Source organism: Kitasatospora sp. NBC_00458 (genome assembly GCF_036013975.1).
In the GTDB taxonomy this organism is placed as follows: domain Bacteria; phylum Actinomycetota; class Actinomycetes; order Streptomycetales; family Streptomycetaceae; genus Kitasatospora.
Window position 1 is genome coordinate 1,074,079 of sequence record NZ_CP107904.1, and the last position, 26,883, is coordinate 1,100,961.

General features: G+C 76.3%; 1 protein-coding gene. It reads right to left on the reverse strand.

Going from position 1 to position 26,883, the window contains the following annotated elements:
• Window positions 1-28: 28 nt before the first annotated feature.
• The gene (locus tag OG550_RS03810) at window positions 29-26,218 is read right to left on the reverse strand and encodes an SDR family NAD(P)-dependent oxidoreductase (RefSeq protein WP_327674479.1); all 26,190 of its coding nucleotides are present in this window, start codon (window positions 26,216-26,218) and stop codon (window positions 29-31) included.
• Between the last annotated feature and the right edge of the window lie 665 nt (window positions 26,219-26,883).

The window sequence follows — 26,883 nt, forward strand, 5'->3', positions numbered from 1 at the left end:
CTGTCGCTGGGCTGGCGGGTCTCTCTCATCACTCGAACCCCTGGTCGACGAGCGAGAACAGCTCGTCGTCGCTGGCGGTGTCGAGGTCGTCCGGGCCGTCCTCCCCGGCGTCCGCGTCGCCGGGCTCCTCGCACAACGCCAGCAGCGCGCGCAGGCGTTCGGCGATCCGGTCGCGGGCGCCGTCCTCGGACAGGGCCGTGGGCAGGGCCTCGTGGAACCGGTCCAGGTCCGCCAGCACCGGGGTCACCGCCGAGGACGCCTCGGCGATGCGGACCATGACGTGGCGGGCGAGGCTGACCGGGTTCGGGTAGTCGAACACGAGGGTCGAGCGCAGGTGCACCCCGGTGCCGCGGACGAGGCGGTTCCGAAGTTCGACCGCCATCAGCGAGTCGAACCCGACCTCCTTGAAGGCGCGTTCGGGGCCCAGCTCGTCGGTGCCCGGGTGTCCGAGGACCGCGGCGGCCTGGTTCCGCACCAACGCGACCAGTTCGCGCTCGCGTTCGTCCTCGGGCAGTGCGGCGAGGCGACGCAGGAGCGCGTCGGCACCGGGGGCGTCGCCGCCGGCCGCACCCGCGGCGGCGTCCGCCGCGTGCGGGTCCCCCTCGCGGACCAGGTCCCGGAGCGGCCCGCGGGCCGCCTCCGGGTGCCCCCGCAGGGCCGTGCGGTCGATCCGGGCCAGGACGAGCGCCGGCGCGGTGAGGCGCAGCGCGGCGTCGAAGAGCGCCAGCGTCTCCGGCTCCGACAACTTCACGAAGCCGTCCGGGAGTTCCTCCCCGGACCGACTGTCCCCGGTTGCGCCTGCGTCCCGGGCCCCGACGGTGCCGGGCCCCCAGGCGAGCGAGACGGCCGGGAGGCCGAGCGTTCGCCGGTGGGCGGCCAGCGCGTCGACGAAGGCGTCGGCCGCGGCGGTTCCGGCGCCGCCCGGCGCGCCGGGCAGGTCGCCCGCCGGCGAGCAGGTCACGAAGAACGCCAGGTCCTGGTCGGCGGTGAGTTCGTGCAGGGCCCAGGCCGTCCCGGCCTTCGCCTCCACCGCCCGCTGCAGGGGTTCCGGGCCCCCGGGCCCGCCCGGCCCCGGGCGGACGGACGGCGCGGAGCCGTCGACTGCGGAGCCGTCGACCGCGGAGAGCGTGTGGAGGATGCCGGTCAGCGGGTGCTCGGCCGGGATCGCGCCGAGCAGCGCGCGCAGGCCGTCGCGGTCCCCCGGCTCCCAGCCCACCACCTCGACCTCGGCCCCCGCCTCGGTCAGCCGCCCCGCCAGCTTCCCCACCGCGCCGGTGTCCCGCCCGTCCCCCGGCACCAGGACGAGCCGGCGGACGCCGTGGGCGGCGACGAGGTGCCCGGCCACCGCTCCGGCGAGCGCACCGTCGGCACCGGTGACCAGCACCGTGCCGTGCGCCGCCGAGCGGAGGTCCGGCGCGCCCGCGCCCGCCCGGTCGGCCGGACCCACCCTGGCCAGGGTCGGGACGAGCACGGTCCCGCCCCGCAGGGCCACCCGCGGCTCCCCCGCCGAGGCCAGGGCCGCCAGGACTGCCGGCGGGGCCGGGTCCTCGTCGTGGTCGGCGTCGACCAGGACCACCCGGTCCGGGAGTTCCTCCTGGAAGGCGCGCACCGCGCCCCACACCGCGGCCTGGACCGGGTCCAGCGCGGACCCGTCGCCGTCCACGGCGACCGACCGCCGGGTCACCACGACCAGTCGGCCCGCCCCCGGCCCGGCGACATCCGCCCAGGCCGCGACCTCCGCCAGCACCTCGGCCGCCGCGCGGGCCGCCCGGCGCTGCGGGTCCGGGACGGCCGGCCACTCCCCGGACGGGCCGTCGCCGGCCGCGTACAGCACGGCGACGGCGGGCACCGGTGCGCCCGCCCGGACGGCGTCGGCCAGCGCCTGCGCGGTGGCGTACCGCTCCGCGGACTCCGGCCCGGCCGGGACGCGCGCCCCGAGCAGGACGAGGCGACCGGCCTCCTCGGCCGGGGGCCGGCGGACGGACGCGTCGACGGGCGGCCGGACCGGCGTCCACCGCAGCCGGAAGAGCGAGTCCCGGTGCACGCCCCCGGCCGCACGCAACTGCTCCGCCGAGACCGGACGCACGGTCAGCTCCTCGACGCTCGCCACCGCCCGGCCCGCCCCGTCCGTGACGTGCAGTGACACCGCGTCGTCGCCCGCCGGGGCGAGCCGCACCCGCAGGCTCGTCGGACCGGCACCACCGGAGAACCGGACGCCGTGCCACGAGAAGGCCACCCGCACGTCCTCGGAGCCGTCGGCGTCCGTGTCGGCCCTCAGCGTCTGGATCCCGGCGTCGAGCAGGGCCGGGTGCACGGCGAACCGCGCCGCTTCGCGCTCGTGGCCGGCGTCGAGGGCGACCTCCGCGAACAGTTCGTCGCCGCGCCGCCACGCCGCACGCAGACCGCGGAAGGCCGGACCGTAGTCGACGCCGGAGGCCGCCAGCCGCTCGTAGAAGCCGTCCACCGCCAGGGACACCGCCCCGGTCGGCGGCCAGCTCTCCCACGCCTGGTCGATCCCGCCGGGACCGGCCTCGCCGACGCCCGGGGAGTCCGCCGTCAGCGTCCCGTCGGCGTGCCGGGTCCACGGCTCGTCGGCGGGGGCGTCCTCCGCGAGCGAGTGAACGCTCAGGGCCCGCGCGCCCGCCGCGTCGGGAGCGCCCACCACGACCTGCAGCCGGACACCCTCCGCCTCCGGCAGGACGAGCGGGGTGTGCAGGGTCAGCTCCTCGACCGTCGGATCGCCGACCTCGCGACCGGCCCAGGAGGCCAGCTCGGCGAAGACCGTGCCGGGCAGGATCGCCGCCCCCAGCACGACGTGGTCGGCCAGCCACCCGTGCGTCGCGGCCGAGATCCGGCCCGTGAAGAGCACGCTGCCGTCGTGCGCCGAGGCCACCGCCGCGCCCAGCAGCGGGTGACCGGCGGAAGCCAGGCCGAGACCGGCCGGGTCCCCCGTCCGCACACCCTGGTCGAGCCAGTAGCGGCGGTGCTGGAAGGCGTAGGTGGGCAGGTCGAGGGGGTGACCGGTGCCCTGCGGCAGGACGGCCGTCCAGTCGACGTCCAGGCCCCGCACGAACGCCGCGGACAGCGCCGTCAGCAACCGCTCCGGACCACCCTCACCACGGCGCAGCGTCTCCAGGACGGCGGCGCCGGGGACTTCCCGCTCCTCCAGCAGGTCGGCGACGGGGACGACCAGCCCGGGGTGCGGACTGCACTCCACGAACACCGTGTGCCCGTCCGCCACCGCCGCACGCACCGCCGTGTCCAGCCGGACGGTGCCCCGCAGATTGTCGAACCAGTACGAACCACCCAACGCCTCGTGATCGGCGACCACTTCACCCGTCACCGTCGAGTACATCGCCACCCGGCCCGGCCGCGGCACCGCAGCCGCCGACAACGCCTCGACCTCCACGCGCACCGCGTCCATGTGCGCCGAATGCGACGCGTAGTCCACCGGGATCATGCGGGCCCGCACACCGTCGCGCTCGCACGCCTCGACCACCTCCGCCAGAGCCTCCACATCACCCGAAAGCACCACACTCGTCGGCCCGTTCACCGCCGCCAACGACAACCGACCGTCCCCGGCCACCAGTTCCGCCGCACGCTCGGCACCCACGCCCACCGACAGCATCCCGCCGCCCACCGACGACACCCGCCGCAACGCACGACTGCGCAGCACCACCACCCGCGCCGCGTCCTCCAACGACAACAACCCCGCCACATGCGCAGCCGCGATCTCACCCTGCGAATGCCCGACCACCCCCGCCGGACGCACCCCCACCGACTCCCACCACCGCGCCAGACCCACCATCACCGCGAACAACGCCGGCTGCACCACATCCACCCGATCGAACAGCGCCCCGGCCGGATCCCGCAGCACCTCCACCAACGACCAGTCCGTCAACGGATCCATCACCGCCGCACACTCCGCCACCACACCGGCGAACACCGCACTGGAATCCAACAGCCCAGCCGCCATCCCCGCCCACTGCGACCCCTGCCCCGGGAACACGAACACCGGACCACCGACCGGACCCGGGATGGAACCATCCCCGGCATCCGCCAACTCACCCAGACCTGCGGCCAGTTCGCTCACATCACGACCCCGCACCACCGCACGGTGATCGAACACCGCCCGACCGGCCACCAACTCCCGCCCCACCGCCGCAGGATCCGCCTCCGGACGGGCCAGCGCCCACTCCCGCAACCGCCCGGCCTGCGCCCGCAACGCCGCACCCGACCGCGCCGACACCACCCACGGCACCACACCACCCGCATCCGCCGGACCGTCGGTGACGACTGGTCCGGGCTCGGCCTCCGGCGCCTCCTCCAGCACCACGTGCACGTTGGTGCCGCTGATGCCGAAGGACGACACGCCTGCCCGCCGGACCCGGTCGCCCGCCGGCCACGGCACGTCACCCGTCAGCAGCTCCACCTGCCCGGCCGACCAGTCCACGTGCGGCGACGGCGCGTCCACGTGCAGCGTCCGCGGCAGCACACCGTGCCGCATCGCCATCACCATCTTGATCACCCCCGCCACACCCGCAGCCGCCTGGGCGTGACCGATGTTGGACTTCACCGAACCCAGCCACAGCGGCTCCCGACGCCCCTGCCCATAGGTGGCCAGCAGCGCCTGCGCCTCGATCGGGTCACCCAGCGTCGTCCCGGTCCCGTGCGCCTCCACCGCGTCCACGTCCGCCGCAGCCACGCCAGCATTCGCCAGCGCCTGCCGGATCACCCGCTGCTGGGCGGGGCCGTTGGGGGCGGAGAGGCCGTTCGACGCGCCGTCCTGGTTCATCGCGGAGCCGCGCACCACGGCGAGCACCCGGTGACCGTTGCGCACCGCGTCCGACAACCGCTCCAGCAGCAGCAGCCCGACGCCTTCACCGGCGCCCATGCCGTCGGCCGCCGCGGAGAACGCCTTGCAGCGGCCGTCGCGCGACAGTCCGCGCTGCCGCGAGAACTCGACGAAGAACTCGGGGGTCGACATCACGGTCACCCCGCCCGCCAGCGCCAGGTCGCACTCCCCGGAGCGCAGCGCGTTCGCCGCCAGGTGCAGGGCCACCAGCGACGAGGAGCACGCGGTGTCGATGCTGACCGCCGGGCCCTCCAGGCCCAGCGAGTACGCCACACGGCCGGAGGCGATGCTGTTGGCGCTGCCGTAGCCGACGTAGCCCTCGACCTCGTCCGGCACCTGGTCGAGCCGGGACCCGTAGTCGTTGTCGATCACTCCGGCGAAGATCCCGGTCCGGCTGCCGCGCAGCGTGGTCGGGTCGATCCCGGCGCGCTCGATGGCTTCCCAGGACGTTTCGAGCAGCAGCCGCTGCTGCGGGTCCATCGCCAGCGCCTCGCGCGGCGCGATCCCGAAGAACTCCGCGTCGAACCCGGCCACCCCGGCCAGGAATCCGCCCGTGCGGGCGTAGCTCTTGCCCGACCGCTCGGGATCGGGGTCGAACAGCGAGTCGGTGTCCCAGCCCCGGTCGTGCGGGAAGTCGCCGACGGCGTCGCCCCCGGCGGCCACCAGGTCCCAGAGGTCCTGCGGCGATCCGACGCCGCCGGGGAACCGGCAGCCCATCCCGACGATCACGACGGGGTCCTCACCGGTGCCGGGTCCGACCGGGGTGGCGGGGGCGGGCAGGGCGGCCGCCCCGGCCGCCGGTGCGGCGCCGTCCACCAGCCGGCCGAGGAGGAACTCCGCGAGCCGGACCGGGGTCGGGTAGTCGAAGACGAGGGTCGACGGCAGCCGCAGCCCCGTGGCGTCGTTGAGCCGGTTGCGCAGTTCGACGCCGGTGAGGGAGTCGAACCCGATCTCCTTGAACGCGCGGGTGGCGTGCACCGGGTCGACGCTGCGGTGGCCGAGGGCGCCCGCGGCCTCGGTCCGGACGAGGTCCAGTACGGTCTGCTCGCGTTCGGCCTCCGTCATCGCGGTGAGCCGCCCCGCGAGCGTCGCCGCCCCGGGCTCCGCGGCGCGGCGGCGCCCGGCCGTGCCCAGCAGGTCGCCGAAGAGCGCGGGCAGGGCGGCCGCCCCGGCGCGCATCGCCGCGAGGTCCAGGTGGGCGGGGACGAGGGTCGCCTGGGGCTCGCCGAGCGCGAGGTCGAACAGGCCGAGGGCCTCCTCGGGCGGCATCGCCACGGCGCCGGTGCGTCCCCAGCGGGCGAGGTCGGCCTCGCTCAGGCGTCCGCCCATGCCCCGCTCACCCGCCCACAGGCCCCACGCGAGCGAGATCGCCGGGAGGCCGTGGGCGCGGCGGTGCTCGGCGAGGCCGTCGAGGAAGGCGTTGGCGGCGGCGTAGTTGCCCTGGCCCGGGCCGCCGAAGGTGGTGGCGCCCGAGGAGAAGAGCACGAACGCGGACAGGTCGGCGCCGCTGGTGAGTTCGTGGAGGTTGAACGCCCCGTCGGCCTTCGGGCGCAGCGACCGGTCCAGGTGTCCGGCCGTCAGGGTCTCGACGATGCCGTCGTCGACGATGCCGGCCGTGTGGACCACGGCGGTCAGCGGGTGGTCCTCGGGGATCCGGGCCAACTCGGCCGCCAGCGCGGCCCGGTCGGCGAGGTCGCAGGAGACCAGCGTGGTCTCGGCCCCCAGCTCGGCGAGGTCGGTGAGGAGGGAGGCCGCCCCGGGCGCGGTGGGGCCGCGGCGCGACAGCAGGAGGAGGCGGCGGACGCCGTGGGCGGCCACCAGGTGGCGGGCGACCAGGGCGCCGAGTCCCCCCGTGGCTCCGGTGACGAGGACGGTGCCGTCCGGGTCGAGCCGGGGTGCACCGGCGGCCGACGGGGTGGCGCGGACCAGTCGGGGAGCGGACAACCGCCCCTCACGGAGGGCGAGTTGCGGCTCCGGTGAGGCCAGGACGGCCGGCCAGCGGTCGAGCGGGGCGTCGTGCCCGTCGAGGTCGACGAGGACGAAGCGGCCGGGGTGCTCCGACTGCGCCGAGCGCACCAGGCCCCAGACGGCGGCCGCCGCGGGGTCCGTGGCGGGCTCGCCGGGGTGCGCCGCGAGGGCTCCCCTGGTCGCGAAGACCAGCCGGGCCCCGTCGGACCGGTCGTCCGCGAGCCACGCCTGGAGGTGGCCGAGTACCGTCCCCAGCAGGCGGCGGGTCCGCGCGGGGACGTCCTCCCCGGGTGCGGGCTCCGCGTCGACGCACGTCACGACGGTGCCGGGCACGGGTGCGGGCGGCGCCGCGGGGTCGGACAGGCCTTCGTACCGGGCTACGGGCCGGTGCTCCTCGGCGAGGCGGTCGGTGAGTGCGAAGGCGTCGGGGCCGAGCAGGGCCCACTCCGGCACCGGTCGCGCGTCGGCCCGGGCACCGCTGTCGGCGCCGACCGGCCGCCAGTCCACCCGGAACAGCGAGTCGCGGTGCGAGGGGCCCGCCGGACGCAACTGCCCGGCCGTCACCGGCCGGACGGTCAGCGCCGCGACCGAGGCCACGCTGTTCCCGGTGTCGTCCGCGAGGTGCAGGGACACGGTGTCGACACCGGCGGGCGCCAGCCGGACGCGCAGCCGGGAGGCCCCGGTGGCGGCCGATCGGACACCGCGCCAGGCGAACGCGACACGGGCGTCCCCGGCCGGGCCGGTGCTGTCGGAGCCGCCCGAGCCGCCCGAGCGCGGCTCTCCGAGGCCGAGCGCATGGATGGCGGTGTCGAGCAGGGCCGGGTGCAGGTCGAAGCGGTCGGCGTCGTCGAGTGCCCCGGCGGTCGGCTCGACCTCGGCGAACAGTTCGGTGCCGCGCCGCCAGACGCGCCGCAGGCCCTGGAACGCCGGGCCGTAGTCGAACCCGGCGGCGCTCAGCCGCTCGTAGCCGCCGTCGATCCCGACGGGCGTGCTCCCGGGCGGCGGCCAGGCGGTGAGGTCCGGCGCGTCCGGCACGGGGCCGCCGTCGGGGGCTCCGGCGTCCGTCGCGAGAAGCGTCCCACTGGCATGCCTGGTCCACGGCTCGTCGGCGGCCGCGTCCTCGGGCCGCGCGTGGACGGCCACCGGCCGGACCCCGGCGGCGTCGGGCGCGTCCACCGTGACCTGGACGAGGACACCGGCCGTGTCGGGCAGCGGCAGCGGGGCGTGCAGGGTGAGTTCCTCGATCTCGGCATGACCGAGCCGGGCGCCGGCCCGCAGGACGAGGTCCACGAAGACCGTGCCCGGGACGATCACCGTTCCGAGGACCGCGTGGTCGGCGAGCCAGCGGTGCGTGGTCGCCGACAGGCGCCCGGTGAAGACCGTCCCGGACGCACCGGCGAGGTCCACGGCGGCCCCCAGCACGGGGTGGTCCACGGCCGACTGCCCCCAACCGACGGCGGGCGAACCGGAGTCGGCGGCCGACACCCAGTAGCGGTGCCGTTGGAAGGCGTAGGTGGGCAGGTCGAGGGGGCGGCCGGTGCCCTGGGGCAGGACGGCCGTCCAGTCGACGTCCAGGCCCCGCACGAACGCGGCGGACAGCGCCGTCAGCAACCGCTCCGGACCACCCTCACCACGGCGCAGGGTCTCCAGGACGAGTCCGTCGGCCGCGTCGAGCGATTCGAGGATGTCACCGACCGGGACGACCAGCCCGGGGTGCGGACTGCACTCCACGAACACCGTGTGCCCGTCCGCCACCGCCGCACGCACCGCCGTGTCCAGCCGGACGGTGCCCCGCAGGTTGTCGAACCAGTACGAACCACCCAACGCCTCGTGATCGGCGACCACTTCACCCGTCACCGTCGAGTACATCGCCACCCGGCCCGGCCGCGGCACCGCAGCCGCCGACAACGCCTCGACCTCCACGCGCACCGCGTCCATGTGCGCCGAATGCGACGCGTAGTCCACCGGGATCATGCGGGCCCGGACGTTCTCCGCCTCACAGGCGGCCACCACCTCCGCCAACGCCTCCACATCACCCGAAAGCACCACACTCGTCGGCCCGTTCACCGCCGCCAACGACAACCGACCGTCCCCGGCCACCAGTTCCTCAGCACGCTCGGCACCCACCCCCACCGACAGCATCCCGCCACCCACCGAGGACACCCGCCGCAACGCACGGCTGCGCAGCACCACCACCCGCGCCGCGTCCTCCAACGACAGCAACCCCGCCACATGCGCAGCCGCGATCTCACCCTGCGAGTGGCCGACCACCCCGGCAGGGCGGACCCCCACCGACTCCCACCACCGCGCCAGACCCACCATCACCGCGAACAACGCCGGCTGCACCACATCCACCCGGTCCAGAAGCCCGCCCGTACCGTCCCGCAGCACCTCCACCAACGACCAGTCCGTCAACGGATCCATCACCGCCGCACACTCCGCCACCACATCGGCGAACACCGCACTGGAATCCAACAGCCCAGCCGCCATCCCCGCCCACTGCGAGCCCTGCCCCGGGAACACGAACACCGGACCGGCACCCGTCCCGCCGACGGGAACGCCCGTCACCGCGTCCCCGGTCCCCCGGGCCAGCCCGTCCAGGGCCGCCGCGAGCTCCGCACGGTCGCGGCCCCGGACCACCGCCCGGTGGTCGAGTGCCGCGCGGCCCGTGGCGAGGGCGCGGCCCACGTCGGCGGGGTCGGCCTCGGGGTCGGCCGTCAGCCAGCTGCCGAGCCGGGCGGCCTGCGCGTGCAGAGCGTCCTCGGATCCGGCCGAGAGCACCCACGGGACGACGCCGCCCAGGCCCACGGCCGCTGCGCTGCCGTGGAGTTCGGGAACCGTCTCGGGTGCCTCCTCCAGGATGACGTGCGCATTGGTGCCGCTGATGCCGAAGGAGGACACGCCCGCCCGCCGGACCCGGTCGCCCGCCGGCCACGGCACGTCACCCGTCAGGAGCTCGACCCGCCCGGCCGACCAGTCCACGTGCCGGGTCGGTTCCTCGACGTGCAGGGTCCTCGGCAGCACACCGTGCCGCATCGCCATCACCATCTTGATCACACCCGCCACACCCGCCGCCGCCTGGGTGTGACCGATGTTGGACTTCACCGAACCCAGCCACAGCGGCTCCCGACGCCCCTGCCCATAGGTGGCCAGCAGCGCCTGCGCCTCGATCGGATCGCCCAGCGTCGTCCCCGTCCCGTGCGCCTCCACCGCGTCCACCGCGTCCGCCGACAGGCCCGCGTTGACCAGCGCCTGCCGGATCACCCGCTGCTGGGACGGACCGTTCGGCGCCGTCAGTCCGTTCGACGCACCGTCCTGGTTGACCGCACTGCCCCGCACCACGGCCAGCACCCGGTGACCGTTGCGCACCGCGTCCGACAACCGCTCGACCAGCAGCAGCCCGACGCCCTCGGCCGCGCCCATGCCGTCGGCGGAGGCCGCGAAGGCCTTGCTGCGGCCGTCGGGGGCGAGCCCGCGCTGGCGCGAGAACTCGACGAAGAAGTCCGGCGTCGACATGGCCGTCACGCCGCCCGCCAGCGCCAGGTCGCACTCGCCGGAGCGCAGCGCGTTGGCCGCCAGGTGCAGGGCGACCAGCGAGGAGGAGCAGGCGGTGTCGACCGTCAGCGCCGGCCCTTCCAGGCCGAAGGTGTAGGCGACCCGGCCGGACGCGACGCTCGTGGCGTTGCCCGTGAGGACGTGTCCCTCGACGCTCGACGGCATCCCGGCCGTCGCGTAGTCGTGCCCGGCCATGCCCGCGAACACGCCGGTGCGGCTGCCGCGCAGCGTGGTCGGGTCGATGCCGGCCCGCTCGAAGACCTCCCAGGCCGTTTCGAGCAGCAGCCGCTGCTGCGGGTCCATCGCCAGCGCCTCGCGCGGCGCGATCCCGAAGAACTCCGCGTCGAAGTCGGCCACCCCGGCCAGGAATCCGCCCGTGCGGGCGTAGCTCTTGCCCGACCGCTCGGGATCGGGGTCGAACAGCGAGTCGGTGTCCCAGCCCCGGTCGTGCGGGAAGTCGCCGATCGCGTCGCCCCCGGCGGCCACCAGGTCCCAGAGGTCCTGCGGCGATCCGACGCCGCCGGGGAACCGGCAGCCCATCCCGACGATCACGACCGGCTCGCCGGCCGGGCCCGGGGCCGTGACCGCACGGCTGCCGGCCGGCGTCCCGTCGGGCTCCTCGCCCAGCGAGGCGGTGACCAGCGAGCCCGCGAGGCGCACCGGGGTCGGGTGGTCGAAGACCAGGGTCGACGGCAGCCGCAGGCCGGTGGCCCCGCTGAGGCGGTTGCGCAGCTCGACGCCGGTCAGCGAGTCGAACCCGAGGTCGCGGAAGGTCGACTCCGGGCGCACGCGCTCCGCCGAGTCGTGGCCGAGGACGACGGCCGCCTCCGTGCGCACCAGGCGCAGCGCGATCTCGGCGCGCTCCTGCCGGCCGGCTTCCGCCAGCCGCCGGGCCCAGGTCAGTGCGCCGCCGGTGGCGTCACCGGCACCGGCACCGGCCGCACGGCGCGCTGCGGGCGGGCCCGCCAGGGCGCGCAGCAGCGGCTGGACGGGCGCCGAGGGCGCGCGCAGGACGGCGAGGTCCACGCGTGCCGGGACCAGCACGGCGTCCGCGCGCTGCCGGGCGGCGTCGAACAGGGCCAGTCCCTGCGGGGTCGAGAAGGGCACGAGTCCGCCGCGGGCCAGCCGCTTCAGGTCGCCCCGGCCGAGGTGTTCCGTCATCGCGCTGCGTTCGGCCCACAGGCCCCAGGCCAGCGCCGCGGCGGGCAGTCCGCGGGCCCGGCGGTGGTGGGCGAGGGCGTCGAGGTAGGCGTTGGCAGCCGCGTACCCGGCCTGGCCGGCGGTGCCGAGGACGCCCGCGACCGACGAGAACATCACGAACGCGGTGAGGTCGGTGTCCCGGGTGAGTTCGTGCAGGTTGGCGGCGGTGTCGACCTTGGCCCGCAGGACGCGGTCCACCTGCTCGGGCGTCAGTGCCTCGACGGGGCCGTCGTCGAGGACTCCGGCCGCGTGGACGACGGCGGTGAGGGGGTGCGCGGCCGGGATGTCGGCCAGGACGCCGGCCAGGGCCGCCCGGTCGGCCGCGTCGCAGGCGGCGACGGTGACGGTGGTGTCCGTCCCGGCCAGCTCCGCCACGAGGTCGGCCACCCCCGGGGCGTCGGCGCCGGACCGTCCGACGAGCAGCAGGTGCCGGACGCCGTGGCGGGTCGCCAGGTGGTGGGCGAGGCGGCGGCCGAGGGTCCCGGTGCCGCCCGTGATCAGGACGGTCCCGCCGTCGGCGAGGGGCTGCGGCAGGGTCAGGACGACCTTGCCGGTGTGCCGGGCCCGGCTGACGAACCGCACCGCCTCGCGGGCGTGGCGGAGGTCGAAGGTGCGCACGGGCAGCGGGTGCAGCGCGCCCGACTCGAAGAGGCCGACGAGTTCGGCGAACAGCTCGGCGATCCGGTCGGGGCCCGCGTCGATCAGGTCGAAGGCCCGGTAGCGGACGTCCGGCCGTTCGGCGGCGACGGCGTCCGCCGCCCGGACGTCGGTCTTGCCCATCTCGACGAACCGGCCGCCCTCGGACAGCAGGCGCAGCGACGTGTCCACGAACTCCCCGGCGAGGGAGTTCAGGACGACGTCGACGCCCCGGCCGCCGGTGGCCCCGGTGAAGCGCTGCCCGAAGCCGGTGTCGCGGGAGGAGGCGATCCGCTCGGCGGGGACGCCGAGCCCGCGGACGGTTCCCCACTTGCCGGGGCTCGCGGTGGCGAAGACCTCGGCGCCCCAGTGCCCGGCGAGCTGCGTCGCGGCCATGCCGACGCCGCCGGCGGCCGCGTGCACCAGCACCGACTCGCCGGACCGGAGGTCCGCGAGGTCGCGCAGTCCGTACAGCGCGGTGAGGAACACCACCGGCACCGAGGCCGCCTGGGCGAACGACCAGCCGGCGGGGACACGGGCCAGCAGGCGGTGGTCGGCGACGGCGAGCGGGCCGAACGACCCGTCGAAGAGCCCCATCACGCGGTCGCCCGGTGCGAGCGCCGTGACGCCCGGGCCGGTCTCGACGACCACGCCCGCCGCCTCGGCGCCGACGACCGCCCGGCCCGGGTACATGCCGAGGGTGATCAGCGCGTCGCGGAAGTTCACCCCGGCCGCGCGCACCGCGACCCTGACCTGTCCTTCGGTGAGCGGCGCCACGGCGGCCGGGTGTCCGACGACGGCGAGGGAGTCGACGGTGTGCCGCGGGCCCGACTCGACGCGCCACGGCGCGGGCCCGTCCGGCGGCACGAGCGCCGAGTCGGCGGCCGCGCGGACCAGCTGCGGGGTCAGGACGGCGCCGTCCCGGACGGCCGCCTGGGGCTCGCCGGAGGCGAGGACGGCGCGCAGCAGGGCGATCGGCAGCGCGGTCCGCGGTGGAGCGGGCGGTTCGGTGCCCCCGGGGGCGGCGCCGTGCACGACGGGCTCGTGCGGGGCGACGTCGTGCGGGGTGAGGTCGTGCGGGGCGGGCTCGTGCGGGTCGAGGTCGACGAGGACGAAGCGGCCCGGGTGCTCGGTCTGCGCGCTCCGCACCAGTCCCCAGACGGCCGCGTGGGCCGGGCGGGGGACGTCCTCGGACGGGTCGGTGCCGATCGCGCCGTGCGTGACGACGACCAGGCGCGCCGCGGCGAGGCGCTCGTCGGCCAGCCAGTCGCGGAGGGCCGTGAGGGTCCCGTGGACGGCCGCCGCGGCCGCGTCGGGCGCGGTGCCGTCGGCGGGCGGGCAGACCAGGACGGCGACGTCGGCGCCCGCCTCGGCGGCGGCGGCCGGGCCGGCGTGGACCGGAAGGCCCGGGTCGCCGTGGCCGACCGCTGCCGCGTCCGTGACCGTCACGGCGGCGGGTTCGCCCAGCAGTACCCACCGGCCCGCGGCGTCCTGCTCCTCCGGCAGCGCCGCAGGGGTCCACTCCACCCGGTGCAGCCAGGCCGGGTCGGCCTCGACCGAGCCCGCGAGCCGGTCGGCGGCCACCGGCCGGAGCGCGAGCGAAGCGGCCCGGGCGACCGGGGCGCCCGTCTCGTCGGCCACCAGCACCGAGACGGTGTCGCCCCCGGTGCGCCGGAGCCGCACCCGCAGCGCGGTGACCGGTCCGGCGGCGCCCTCCCTGGTCACCCCGGACCAGGCGAACGGGAGCAGCGTCGCGCCCGACGTCTCCACCGCGTCCAGCGCGGCGAGGTGCAGCGCGGCGTCGAGGAGGGCGGGGTGCAGGTCGAAGCCGTGCTCCCCGCGGGCAGCCGCATCGGGCAGGACGACCTCGGCGAACAGCTCGTCACCGCGCCGCCAGCCCGCCCGGAGCCCCCGGAAGGCCGGTCCGTAGTGATAGCCGGACTCGGCGAGCCGGTCGTACACGGCCGTGGTGTCGACGGCCTCGGCGCGGGCGGGCGGCCAGTCGGCGAGGGTGCCGGTGTCCGGCTCGCGGTCGGCGGCCGGCCGGGAGCCGGTGACCGTTCCGGTGGCGTGCCGCGTCCACGGTGCGTCGTCGGAGGCCTCCTCGGACCGCGAGTGCACGAGCACCGCCCGGGCCCCGGCGGCGTCGGGCGCGGCGACGGCGAGGTGCAGCCGGACACCGGTCCGCTCGGGCACCACCAGGGGTGTGTGCAGGGTGAGTTCGTCCACCACGGGGCATCCGGCCTCGGCTCCGGCCCACGCGGCCAGGTCGAGCAGGGCCGTGCCCGGGACGATCACCGTGCCCAGCACCGCATGGTCGGCGAGCCACGGGTACGCCGCCAGGGACAGCCGTCCGGTGAACGACAGGCCGTCTTCCCCCGGTGACCGGACGGCGGCGCCCAGCAGGGGGTGGCCGACGGCGACGAGGCCGAGGTCCTTCGCCGCACCCGGGACCACCGGCGCGTCGAGCCAGTGGCGGCGGTGCTGGAAGGCGTAGGTGGGCAGGTCGAGGGGGTGACCGGTGCCCTGGGGCAGGACGGCCGTCCAGTCGACGTCCAGGCCCCGCACGAACGCGGCGGACAGCGCCGTCAGCAACCGCTCCGGACCACCCTCACCACGGCGCAGGGTCTCCAGGACGGCGGCGCCGGGGACTTCCCGCTCCTCCAGCAGATCGGCGACGGGGACGACCAGCCCGGGGTGCGGACTGCACTCCACGAACACCGTGTGCCCGTCCGCCACCGCCGCACGCACCGCGGTGTCCAGCCGGACGGTGCCCCGCAGGTTGTCGAACCAGTACGAACCACCCAACGCCTCGTGATCGGCGACCACTTCACCCGTCACCGTCGAGTACATCGCCACCCGGCCCGGCCGCGGCACCGCAGCCGCCGACAACGCCTCGACCTCCACGCGCACCGCGTCCATGTGCGCCGAATGCGACGCGTAGTCCACCGGGATCATGCGGGCCCGGACGTTCTCCGCCTCACAGGCGGCCACCACCTCCGCCAACGCCTCCACATCACCCGAAAGCACCACACTCGTCGGCCCGTTCACCGCCGCCAACGACAACCGGCCGTCCCCGGCCACCAGTTCCTCAGCACGCCCGGCACCCACGCCCACCGACAGCATCCCGCCACCCACCGACGACACCCGCCGCAACGCACGGCTACGCAACACCACCACCCGCGCCGCGTCCTCCAACGACAGCAGCCCCGCCACATGCGCAGCCGCGATCTCACCCTGCGAATGCCCGACCACCCCCGCCGGACGCACCCCCACCGACTCCCACCACCGCGCCAGACCCACCATCACCGCGAACAACGCCGGCTGCACCACATCCACCCGATCGAACAACGCCCCGGCCGGATCCCGCAGCACCTCCACCAACGACCAGTCCGTCAACGGATCCATCACCGCCGCACACTCCGCCACCACATCGGCGAACACCTGGCTGGTGGCGAGCAGTTCAGCCGCCATCCCCGCCCACTGCGACCCCTGCCCCGGGAACACGAACACCGGACCGGCACCCGAAGCCCTCACCGGATCGGCGAGCGCCTCGGCACCCGCCAACTCGGCCAGCGCGGCGGCCAGTTCGCCGGTGTCACGCCCGCGCACCACCGCGCGGTGATCGAGCACCGCCCGGCCGGCCGCCAACTCCCCTCCCACCGCGGCAGGATCCGCCTCCGGGCGGGCCAGCGCCCACTCCCGGAGCCGCCCGGCCTGCGCCCGCAGCGCCGCACCCGACCGCGCCGACAGCACCCACGGCACCAGGCCGTCCGGTCCACCGCCGACCGGGGACGGGATCGCTTCGACCGGCTCCGGGGTGGGCCGCTCGATGATCACGTGGGCGTTGGTGCCGCTGATGCCGAACGAGGACACCGCGGCCCGGCGCGGCCTGTCCAGCTCGGGCCAGACCTGTTCCTCGGCCAGCAGCTCCACCCGGCCCGCCGACCAGTCCACATGCGGCGACGGCGCGTCCACGTGCAGCGTCCGCGGCAGCACACCGTGCCGCATCGCCATCACCATCTTGATCACACCCGCCACACCCGCAGCCGCCTGCGTATGACCGATGTTCGACTTCACCGAACCCAGCCACAGCGGCCGGTCCTCCGGCCGCCCCTGCCCGTACGTCGCCAGCAGCGCCTGCGCCTCGATCGGATCGCCCAGCGTCGTCCCCGTGCCGTGCGCCTCCACCGCGTCGACCGCGTCCGCCGACAGGCCCGCGTTGGCCAGCGCCTGCCGGATCACCCGTTCCTGAGAGGGACCGTTCGGCGCCGTCAGACCGTTCGACGCACCGTCCTGGTTGACCGCACTGCCCCGCACCACGGCCAGCACCCGGTGACCGTTGCGCACCGCGTCCGACAACCGCTCGACGACGAGCAGGCCGACACCCTCGCCCCACCCGGTCCCGTCGGCGGAGGCGGCGAACGGCTTGCAGCGGCCGTCGGCGGAGAGCCCGCGCTGGCGTGAGAACTCCACGAACACGTGCGGCGTCGACATCACGGTCACGCCGCCCGCCAGCGCGAGGTCGCACTCCCCCGAGCGCAGCGCGTTCGCCGCGAGGTGCAGCGCCACCAGCGACGAGGAGCAGGCCGTGTCGACACTGACCGCCGGACCCTCCAGGCCGAGCGTGTACGCGACCCGGCCCGTGACCACGCTTCCGACGTTGCCCGCGAGCAGCATGCCCTCGTAGCCGTCCGGGGCGCGGTGGAGGCGCGAGGCGTAGTCGTGGTGCATGACGCCCGCGAAGACGCCGGTCCGGCTGCCGCGCAGCGAGGTCGGGTCGATGCCCGCGTGTTCGAGCGCCTCCCAGGAGGTCTCCAGCAGCAGCCGCTGCTGCGGGTCCATGGCGTCGGCCTCGCGCGGCGAGATGCCGAAGAAGTCGGCGTCGAAGTCCCCGGCCTCGTGGAGGAAGGCGCCGTGCCGCGTGTACACCTTGCCGGTGCTCGACGGGTCGGGGTCGTAGAGGGAGTCGACGTCCCAGCCGCGGTCGTGCGGGAAGTCGCCCACGGCGTCGGCCTCTTCGGCCACCAGGCGCCACAGGTCGTCGGGCCCGGCGACGCCGCCGGGGTAGTGGCAGCCCATGCCGACGATGACGACCGGATCATCGTCCGGGGCCGTCGCGGCCCCGGTCAGGCCGCGGGGTCCGTCCGCCGTCTCCGCCCGGCCGCCGACGGCCTCGCGGGTCAGCCGCGCGGCCAGCGCCGTCGCGCTGGGGTGGTCGAACACGACGGTGGCGGGCAGCCGCAGGCCCGTGGCGGTGTTGAGGCGGTTGCGCAGTTCGAGCGCGGTGAGCGAGTCGAAGCCCAGGTCGCGGAACGCGCGCTCGACGTCGATGCTCTCCGCGTCGCCGTGTCCGAGGACGGCGGCCGTCTGCGTCCGGACGAGGTCGAGGACGGCGCGGGTGCGCCGGTCGGCGGGCAGTTCGGCCGTGCGGCGGGCCCAGGAGGGGCCGTCGACGTCCGCCGCCGCGTTGGCGGCGCGCTGCAGTGGCGCCGGGACCAGGCCCCGGAGGACGGCGGGCACGGTACCCGTCGCGCCGAGCGTGCGCAGGGCGGCGCGGTCGAGCCGCGCGGTGACCGTGTAGGGCAGGTCGCGCCGCAGCGCGGCGTCGTACAGGGCCAGTCCGGCCTCCGTCGACAGCGTCCCGATGCCGCCGCGGGCCATCCGTGCGAGGTCGGCGCGGTCCAGGTGCCTGGTCATGCCGCTGCCTTCGGCCCACAGGCCCCAGGCGAGCGCGTTCCCGGGGAGCCCGGCCGCGCGGCGGTGCTCCGCAAGGGCGTCGAGGAAGGCGTTGGCCGCGGTGTACGCGCCCTGGCCGGCGTTGCCGGTGACGGAGGTGACCGAGGAGAACAGCACGAACGCGTCGAGATCCTGATGGAGCGTCAGTTCGTGCAGGTGCCAGGCCGCGTCGGCCTTGGGTCGGAGGACGGCGGCGAGGCGGTCCGGGGTGAGCGACTCCAGCGTGCCGTCGTCGAGGACGCCCGCGGTGTGGACGACGGTGCCCAGCGGGTGCTCGGCGGGGATGTCCGCGAGCACCGCCGCCAGTTCCTCGCGGCGGGAGACGTCGCAGGCGGTGACGGTCACGTGGGCGCCCAGAGCGGTGAGTTCGGCCGCCAGCGCGTCACTGCCCGCGGCCGCCCCGCCGGCGCGGCTGACCAGCACGAGGCGGCGCAGCCCGTACTCCGTCACCAGGCGGCGGGCGACCAGCGCGCCGAGGGTGCCGGTGCCGCCGGTGATCAGCGCGGTGCGCTGCGGGTCCGGCCGAAGCGGGGTGTCGGCGGGGTCGGCCGCCGGAGTCGTGGGGATGAGGCGCGGACGGTACAGGACGCCGTCGCGGAGGGCCAGTTGGGGCTCCGCGGACTCCGCTGCGGCGTGCAGGGCCCGCCCGGACCGGGCCGGGTCGTCGAGGTCCACCAGGACGAAGCGGCCGGGGTGTTCGGACTGCGCGGTGCGCAGCAGGCCCCACACCGGAGCCTGGCCGAGGCCGTCGACGGGGTCGCCGGGACCGACGGCGACCGCGCCCCGGGTGACGACGACGAGCTTCGAGCCCTCCGGGCGGTCGCCGCCGAGCCAGGCGCGCACGGTGTCGAGGGCCCAGCGGGCGCTCGTGTGGGCGCTCTCGGCGGCGGAGGCGCCGTCGACGTCGGGGGCGGTGGCGAACACCACGGCCGGGGCCGGGTGCCCGGCCGCGGTGCGGGCGTCGAGTTCGGCGAGGCCGGCGTACGCGGCCGGCGGTTCACCCTGCGAGCCCGTGAGGCCGGTGAGGCCCGTGAGGCCGGGGCCGCCGGCTCCCGGTCCGCCGACCAGTGCGGTACCGGCGGCCGGGCGGGGGGCGGATTCGGTGGCGGCCGCGGGCAGCGCCGTCCAGCTCAGGGCGAACATCGCGTCGCGGGGCGCGGCACCGGACGGGGCGAGGCGGTCGGCGGCCAGTTCGCGCAGGGTGAGTCCGCCGACCGAGAGGACCGGCGCGCCGGTGGCGTCCTCGACCCGGAGTGCCCGGCTGCCGTCGGTGCCGGAGGTCAGCCGTACCCGGAGCACGGTGGCACCGGTGGCGTGCAGCCGCACGTCGGTGAAGGAGAACGGGATCCGCGGCGCCGGCCCGTCGGACGGCCCCGTCGGGGAGGCCGGGTCGAGGAGCAGCGGGTGCAGGGCGGCGTCCAGGAGTGCGGGGTGCACGCCGAACGCGGTGTCGCCGTCGTCCGGCTCGCCGGGCAGCCGGACCTCGGCGTACAGGTCGCCGCCGGTCGTGTGCCAGGCGGCGGCCAGACCGCGGAACCAGGGGCCGTAGCCGTATCCGAGCCGGTCGAGGCGGTCGTACGCGTCGGAGAGGTCGACGGCTTCGGCGCCCGGCGGCGGCCAGGCCCCGGGGCCGGAGCCCCCGAGGTCCGACGGCTCGTGGTCCGGCTGGGCGGTGAGCGTCCCCGACGCGTGCCTGGTCCAGGGCCGCGCACCGGAGTCCGCCCCGGCCTCCCCGAAGCCGGACACGACGGACGCGACGGACGCGACGGACTCGGCGAACTCGGCGGACTCCGTACCGCCGGTGGCGCCGCCGGTACCGGCGTCCGGGCCGACCTCGTGCCCGTCCGGCCGGGAGTGCACGGTGACGGTGTGCCGGCCGGACGGGTCGGCGGGGGCGACGGAGACGCGGATCTGCACGCCTCCGGAGTCGGGCAGGACGAGCGGGGCCTCCAGGGCGAGTTCCTCGACCAGGGCGCAGCCCGCGAGCCGGCCCGCCCGGAGGACCAGGTCCAGGAAGGCCGTGCCGGGGAGCACCACGGTCCCGACCACGGCGTGGTCGGCGAGCCACGGCCGGTCGTCCAGGGAGATCCGGCCGGTCGCCAGCGTGCTGCCGTCCGGGGCCGTGGTGACGGCGCCCAGCAGCGGGTGGCCGACGGCGTCGAGGCCGAGGTCGGCGGGTCGGGCGTCGCGTCCGTCCGGCGCGGTCAGCCAGTAGCGGCGCTGCTGGAAGGCGTAGGTGGGGAGGGCGACGGGCCGGGCGTGGTGGGCGCCGAGCAGCGCGTCGGGGTCCGGGGCGGCGCCGTGCACGATCGCCTCCGCGACGGAGGCGAGGAACCGGTCGCGGCCGCCGTCGTCGCGCCGCAGGGTGCCGATCGCCGTGCCGCCGACCGCACCGCTCCCGGCGGCCGCGGAGGCGGGGTCGGGGGCGTCGAGCGTCTCCTGGATCCCGATCTTGAGGACGGGGTGCGGACCTGACTCGACGAAAAGGCGGTAGCCGTCCGCCCGCAGCGCCCGGACGGCGGGCTCGAACCGCACGTCCTGCCGGAGGTTCCGGTACCAGTATCCGGCGTCGAGGACCGAGGTGTCCGGCAGCAGTCCGCCGGTGACGGTCGAGTAGAAGGCGATCCGCGCGGCGCGCGGGGTGATGTCGGCGAGGGCCGCGAGCAGCGGCTCGCGGAGGGACTCCATGTGCGCCGAGTGCGAGGCGTAGTCGACCGGGATCCGGCGGGCCCGGACGCCGTCCTGCTCGCAGCGGGCGAGGAAGGCGTCGAGGGCGTCCGTGTCACCGGAGACGACGGTGCTGGCGGGCCCGTTGCGGGCGGCGACGCCGAGGCGGCCGTCCCACGGGGCGAGGAGGGCACCGACCTCGTCGGCCGGCAGCGGCACGGAGGCCATGCCGCCGCTGCCCGCCGTGGCGAGCAGGGCGCGGCTGCGCAGCGCGACCACCTTGGCGGCGTCGTCGAGCGACAGCGCTCCGGCGACGCAGGCGGCGGCGATCTCGCCCTGCGAGTGTCCGACGACGGCACCCGGTTCGATGCCGACGGACCGCCAGAGCCGCGCCAGCGCGACCATGACGGCGAAGAGCACCGGTTGGACGACGTCGACCCGGTCGAGGTCGGGCGCACCCGGGCGGGCACGCAGGACGTCGACGAGCGACCAGTCGGTGTACGGGGCCAGCGCCTCGGCGCAGTCCTCGATTGCCGCCGCGAACTCCGGTGAGGTGTCGAGGAGTTCGATCGCCATCCCGGGCCACTGGGAGCCCTGGCCGGGGAAGACGAAGGCGGTCGCGCCGACGGCCGTCGACTGCGCGCGGACCAGGTTGTCCGCGGGCTCGCCGGCGGCGAGCGCGGTCAGCCCGCGCAGCGCGTCGGCGTGGGTGCGGGAGAGGACGACGGCGGTGTGGTCGAACCGGGTGCGGGTGCGGAGCAGGGCGTGGCCGACCGCGTGGCGGTCACCGGCACCGTCGGTCCGGTCGGTCCGGCCGGTCCCGTCCGCAGCTCCGGGTTCGGAGCCGGCGGCGAGGTGCCGGCCCAGCCGGCCGGCCTGGGCGCGCAGCGCGGCCTCGGTGCGGCCGGAGACGGTCAGCGGCACCAGGCCCTCGGGGCCGGTCGCAGCCTCACCGGCGCCGGCGGGCTCGGCCCCGGCGGGCACGGCCCCGCCGGTCGGATTCCCGTCCGTCGGGGCGGCCGGTGCCGGTGCCTGCTCGACGATGACGTGCGCGTTGGTGCCGCTGATCCCGAACGACGAGATGCCCGCGCGCCGGGGGCGGCCGCCGGTGCCGCCGCCGGACCCGCCCTCGGTGGCGCTTCCCCCCTCGGCCCGCCCGGGCCACGGGGTCGCGGCGGTCGGCACGGTGATCGCGCCGCCCTCCCAGCGCACCCTGGGCGAGGGTTCGCGCAGGTGCAGGGTGCCGGGCACGACGCCGTGCCGCATCGCGAGGACGGTCTTGATGAGCCCGGCGACCCCCGCCGCGGCCTGGGAGTGGCCGATGTTGGACTTGAGCGAGCCGAGCAGCAGCGGCTGCCCGGGGTCGCGGTCGCGGCCGTAGACGGCGAGCAGGGCGTGCGCCTCGACGGGGTCGCCCAGGGCGGTGCCCGTCCCGTGGGCCTCGACCACGTCGATGTCGGCGGGGGCCAGGCCGGCGGCGCCGAGCGCCTGGCGGATCACCCGCTGCTGGGAGGTCCCGTTCGGCGCGCTGAGACCGTTGCTGGCGCCGTCCTGGTTGATCGCGGAGCCGACCACCAGGCCCAGGACGGGGTGACCGTTGCGGCGCGCGTCCGAGAGCCGTTCGAGCAGGACGACGCCGACGCCCTCGGCCCACGCCGTGCCGTCGGCGTCGGCGGAGAACGGCTTGCAGCGGCCGTCCGGCGCGAGGCCGCGCTGGCGCGCGAACTCGACGAACATGCCGGGCTCGGCCATGACGGTCGCGCCGCCGGCGAGGGCGAGCGTGCACTCGCCGCCGCGCAGGGCCTGGGCGGCCAGGTGCACGGCGACCAGGGAGGAGGAGCAGGCCGTGTCGACGGTGACGGCCGGGCCTTCGAGGCCGAGCGCGTAGGCGATCCGCCCCGAGGCGACGCTCGGGGTGGTGCCGGTGAGCAGGTAGCCGTCGAAGCCGCCGGCCGGCCGGTGCATCCGCGGGCCGTAGTCCTGCGCGGTCGCGCCGACGAACACGCCGACGCGGTCGCCGCGCAGCCCGGCCGGGTCGAGGCCGGCGCGTTCCAGGGTCTCCCAGGAGGTCTCCAGGAGGAGGCGCTGCTGGGGGTCCATGGCCAGCGCCTCGCGCGGGCTGATGCCGAAGAACTCGGCGTCGAAGTCGCCTGCGCCGTGCAGGAATCCGCCTTCGCGCACGTAGGTGGTGCCGGGGTGGTCCGGGGAGGGGTGGTGCAGGCGGGCGACGTCCCAGCCGCGGTCCTCGGGGAACGGTCCGATGGCGTCGACGCCCTCGGCGGCCAGGCGCCACAGCTCCTCGGGCGTGTGGGCGCCGCCGGGGTAGCGGCAGCCCATCGCGACGATGGCGATCGGGTCGTCGGCGGGGGCGGCGACGGCCGGGGCGGGGCCCGCGGCGTCACCGGCCCGGCGCGGGTCGAGGATCCGGTCGCGCAGGTGGCGGGCGAGGTCGGCGGGCGTGGGGTGGTCGTAGACGGCGGTCGCGGGCAGGTCGACACCGGTGGCGGTGGCGAGGCGCTGGACGAGTTCGACGGTGGCGAGCGAGTCCAGGCCCGATTCCCGGTAGGCGAGTTCGGGCCGGACGGCGTCCGTCGACGCGTGTCCGAGGACGGCGGCGGCGTGCGAGCGGACCAGGTCCAGGAGCGCGCGGTCCTGCTCGGGTGCGGGCAGGCCGTCGAGGCGGCGGGCGAGCGCCGTACCGGCCCCGGACACCTCGGCGCGCACCGGACCCCCACGCCCGGGGCCGTCGGACCCGAGGCCGTCGGGTGCGTGGGCGGACCCGGCGGCGGACCCGGCGGCGGGCTCCGCCGCGGTCGCGAGCCCGTCCGGCGCGGCGGAGCGCAGCCAGTGGCGGGTGCGCAGGAACGCGTAGCCGGGCAGCTCGACCCGGCGTGCCCCGCGGCCCGCGAACAGGGCCGACCAGTCGAGTTCCGCGCCCAGTGTGTGCAGACGGGCGGCCGCCGCGCCGAGGGCGGGCACCTCGGGACGGCCCGCCCGCAGAGTGGCGACCGTCGCGACGGCGTGCGGTCCGCCGTCCGGCAGGCTCTCGCGGGCGAGTGCGGACAGGCTGCCGTCCGGGCCGAGTTCGACCAGCACGGTCGCCCCCGCCTCGCGCAGCCGGGCGACGCCGTCGCCGAAGCGGACGGTCTCGCGGACATGGCGCACCCAGTAGTCCGGGGAGCACATCTCCTCGCCGGTGACCAGCCCGCCGGTCAGGTTCGAGACGACGGGCGTGGTGGGCGGCCGGTAGGTCAGGCCGCGCGCGACGTCGGCGAACGCGTCGAGCACGGCGTCCATCCGGGGCGAGTGGAAGGCGTGCCCGACCTGGAGCCGCCGGACCTTGCGGCCCTCGGCGCGCCACGCCTCCGCGAGGGCGAGGACGGCCTCCTCGTCGCCCGAGACCACGGTGGCGGTCGGCCCGTTCACGGCGGCGACGGAGACCCGGTCGCGGACGGGGGCGAGGGCGGCGACCACCTCCTCCTCGCTCGCGCGGACCGCCAGCATGGCGCCGCCCGGGGGCAGTTGCTGCATCAGTCGGCCCCGGGCCGCCACCAGTGCGCAGGCGTCGGACACCGACAGGACGCCGGCCACGTGCGCGGCCGTGATCTCGCCGACCGAGTGGCCGAGCAGCAGGGCGGGGGTGACGCCCCAGTCCGCGAGCAGGCGGTGGAGCGCGACCCCGACCGCGAACAGGGCCGGCTGGGTGAACTCGGTGTGGTGGACGAGCCCGGCCTCCGGGCTGTCCCCGGGCGCGAACAGGACCTCGCGGAGCGGGCGGGAGAGGTGCGGGTCGAGGTGCTCGCAGACGGTGTCGAACGCGGCCGCGAACACCGGGAAGCGGGCGTGGAGTTCACGCCCCATGCCGGGTCGCTGGCTGCCCTGCCCGGCGAACAGGAACGCGGTGCGGCCGGGGCTGACCTCGCCCGCCACGGTGTGGCCGGCCGCAGCCGCGCCGGAATCGCCGCCCCCGCCCAACGCGTCGAGCCCGGCGAGGAGTTCGGACCTGTCCCGGGCGATCACGACGGCGCGCGAGGCGAGGTGGCTGCGGGTGGTGGCGGCGGACCAGCCGAGGTCCGCCGGGGTGGCGTCGGGGCGTTCCCGCAGGAACGCGCGCAGCCGGGCGGCCTGGGCGCGCACCGCGTCGGGCGTGGTGCCGGACAGCGGCACGAGCACCGGGTCCGGCATCCCGTCGGCTTCCGCTCCCGGTCCGGCGGACGCGGTGTCCTCGGCGGACGTGTCGGGGCCGGGGAGCGAGACGTCGGCGGACCGGTCCGCCGTCCGTTCCGCCAGCACCACGTGGCAGTTGGTGCCGCCCATGCCGAACGAGCTCACGCCCGCGACCAGCCGCCGCTCGGGGTGCGGCCACGCGGTCGTCGCGTCCTGCACGCGCAGGCCCAGCCGGTCGAGCGGGATGCGCGGGTTCGGCGTCTCGAAGTTGAGGCTGCGCGGGAGTTCCCGGTGGCGGATCCCCAGGACGGCCTTGACCAGGCCGACGATCCCGGCCGCGCCCTCCAGGTGGCCGATGTTGGTCTTCACCGAACCGACCCGCAGCGGTTCGCCGGCCGGCCGGTCCACGCCGAGCGCGGCACCGAGCGCGGCCGCTTCGACCGGGTCCCCCACCGGCGTTCCCGTACCGTGCAGTTCGACGTACTGCACGGCGCCCGCGGGGAGTCCGGAGCGCCGGTGGGCCGCGCGGATCACCTGCTCCTGCGCTTCGGCGTCGGGCGAGGTCAGCGCCTCGCCGCCGCCGTCGTGGTTCATGGCGCTGCCGGCCACCACGCAGTACACGGTGTCGCCGTCGGCGAGCGCGCGGGACAGCGGCTTGAGCACCACGACCGCGCCGCCCTCGCCCCGGACGTAGCCGTTGGCGCGCGCGTCGAAGGTGAAGCACCGGCCGTCCGGGGAGAGGCCGCCGAGCTTGCCGGCGTCGCCCTCGGGGTCGGCCAGGAGGTCGAGGTTGACGCCGCCGGCGAGGGCGAGTTCGGACTCGCCGCGGCGCAGGCTCTCGCACGCCGTGTGGACGGCGACGAGCGAGGACGCCTGGGCCGCGTCGATCGTCATGCTGGGGCCGCGCAGGCCGAGGGTGTAGGAGACCCGGTTGGCGATCATGCTGCGGTGCAGGCCGGTCACCTGCCGCGGGCCGGACGCGACTCCCGCGCGGCGCAGCAGGGTGGCGTAGTCGTCCCAGATCGCGCCGGCGAACACCCCGGTCGCGCCACCGCGGAGCCGGTGCGGGGGGATGCCCGCGTTTTCCAGGGCCTCCCAGCACAGTTCGAGCATCAGCCGCTGCTGCGGGTCCGTCAGAACGGCCTCGCGCGGTCCGATGCCGAAGAAGGCGGCGTCGAAGCGGTCGACCTCGTCGAGGTAGCCGCCCCGCCGGGACCGCCCCTCGGCCACGCCCCCGTCCCTACTCCCGCCCGGGACGGCCTCCCGGCGCCGGTCGGGGAGCTCCGTCGTGGCGTCGACGCCCTCGCGGAGGAGTTCCCAGAAACCGTCCGGGGTGGTGGCCCCCGGAACGCGGCAGGCGAGACCGATGATCGCGACCGAACCGTCGCATTCTTGTTCGACAGTGTGCGCAGCAGTGTTCGACTCGGCCATACCGTTCCATCACGTCCATACGTCGATTGCACGGGGATCGAGCACCTGAACTCTGGACCGGGGCCTCAATTGGCCGCAACCGTCAGGTTTCGGCCCTGGTCAGCCCTGACGGTGCGCAGTCAAATCGTCCCAAATCACTAGATGATCAGATAAACCAATTCGCTGATGGGTCAGATCCGGCCACCCGGCGAGCCGGTGAGATCCCGCTCTCATCGGCCACCTGAGTGCGCGAACGGACAGGTCGTCACTGCCCGTACGGACAAGGTGACCGGATCCCGCACCCCCGTGGCCGATTCCCCGCACCCTTTACGGCCCGGACGATTTGGGTATCCTTGGCGGCGTCCACCACCTCCCCCGAATGCCGGAAGCGCCCGCCATCAGCGGATCCGTGGGCGAATGATCTTGTCGGACGACAGCACGGCCGCCGGAATTCCGTGAAGTGGAATTCGGTGTGCCGGATTTCCACATCGTGGCAACGAGCGGTACACAAATGGCCGACACCGGCCGTTTGGTAGCCCCGCCGCGCAGGCGTGCCCCGCCATGCCCTGGCATGCCCCGGTGCGCGCGGGCGCGCCCTGACGCCCGGCCGGCTTCCGCCGCCCGCCTACCGGAAGGCGGACCGGCGCCCGCCCGGATGGCGGACGGGCCGCTCCGGGGCGCGGCGG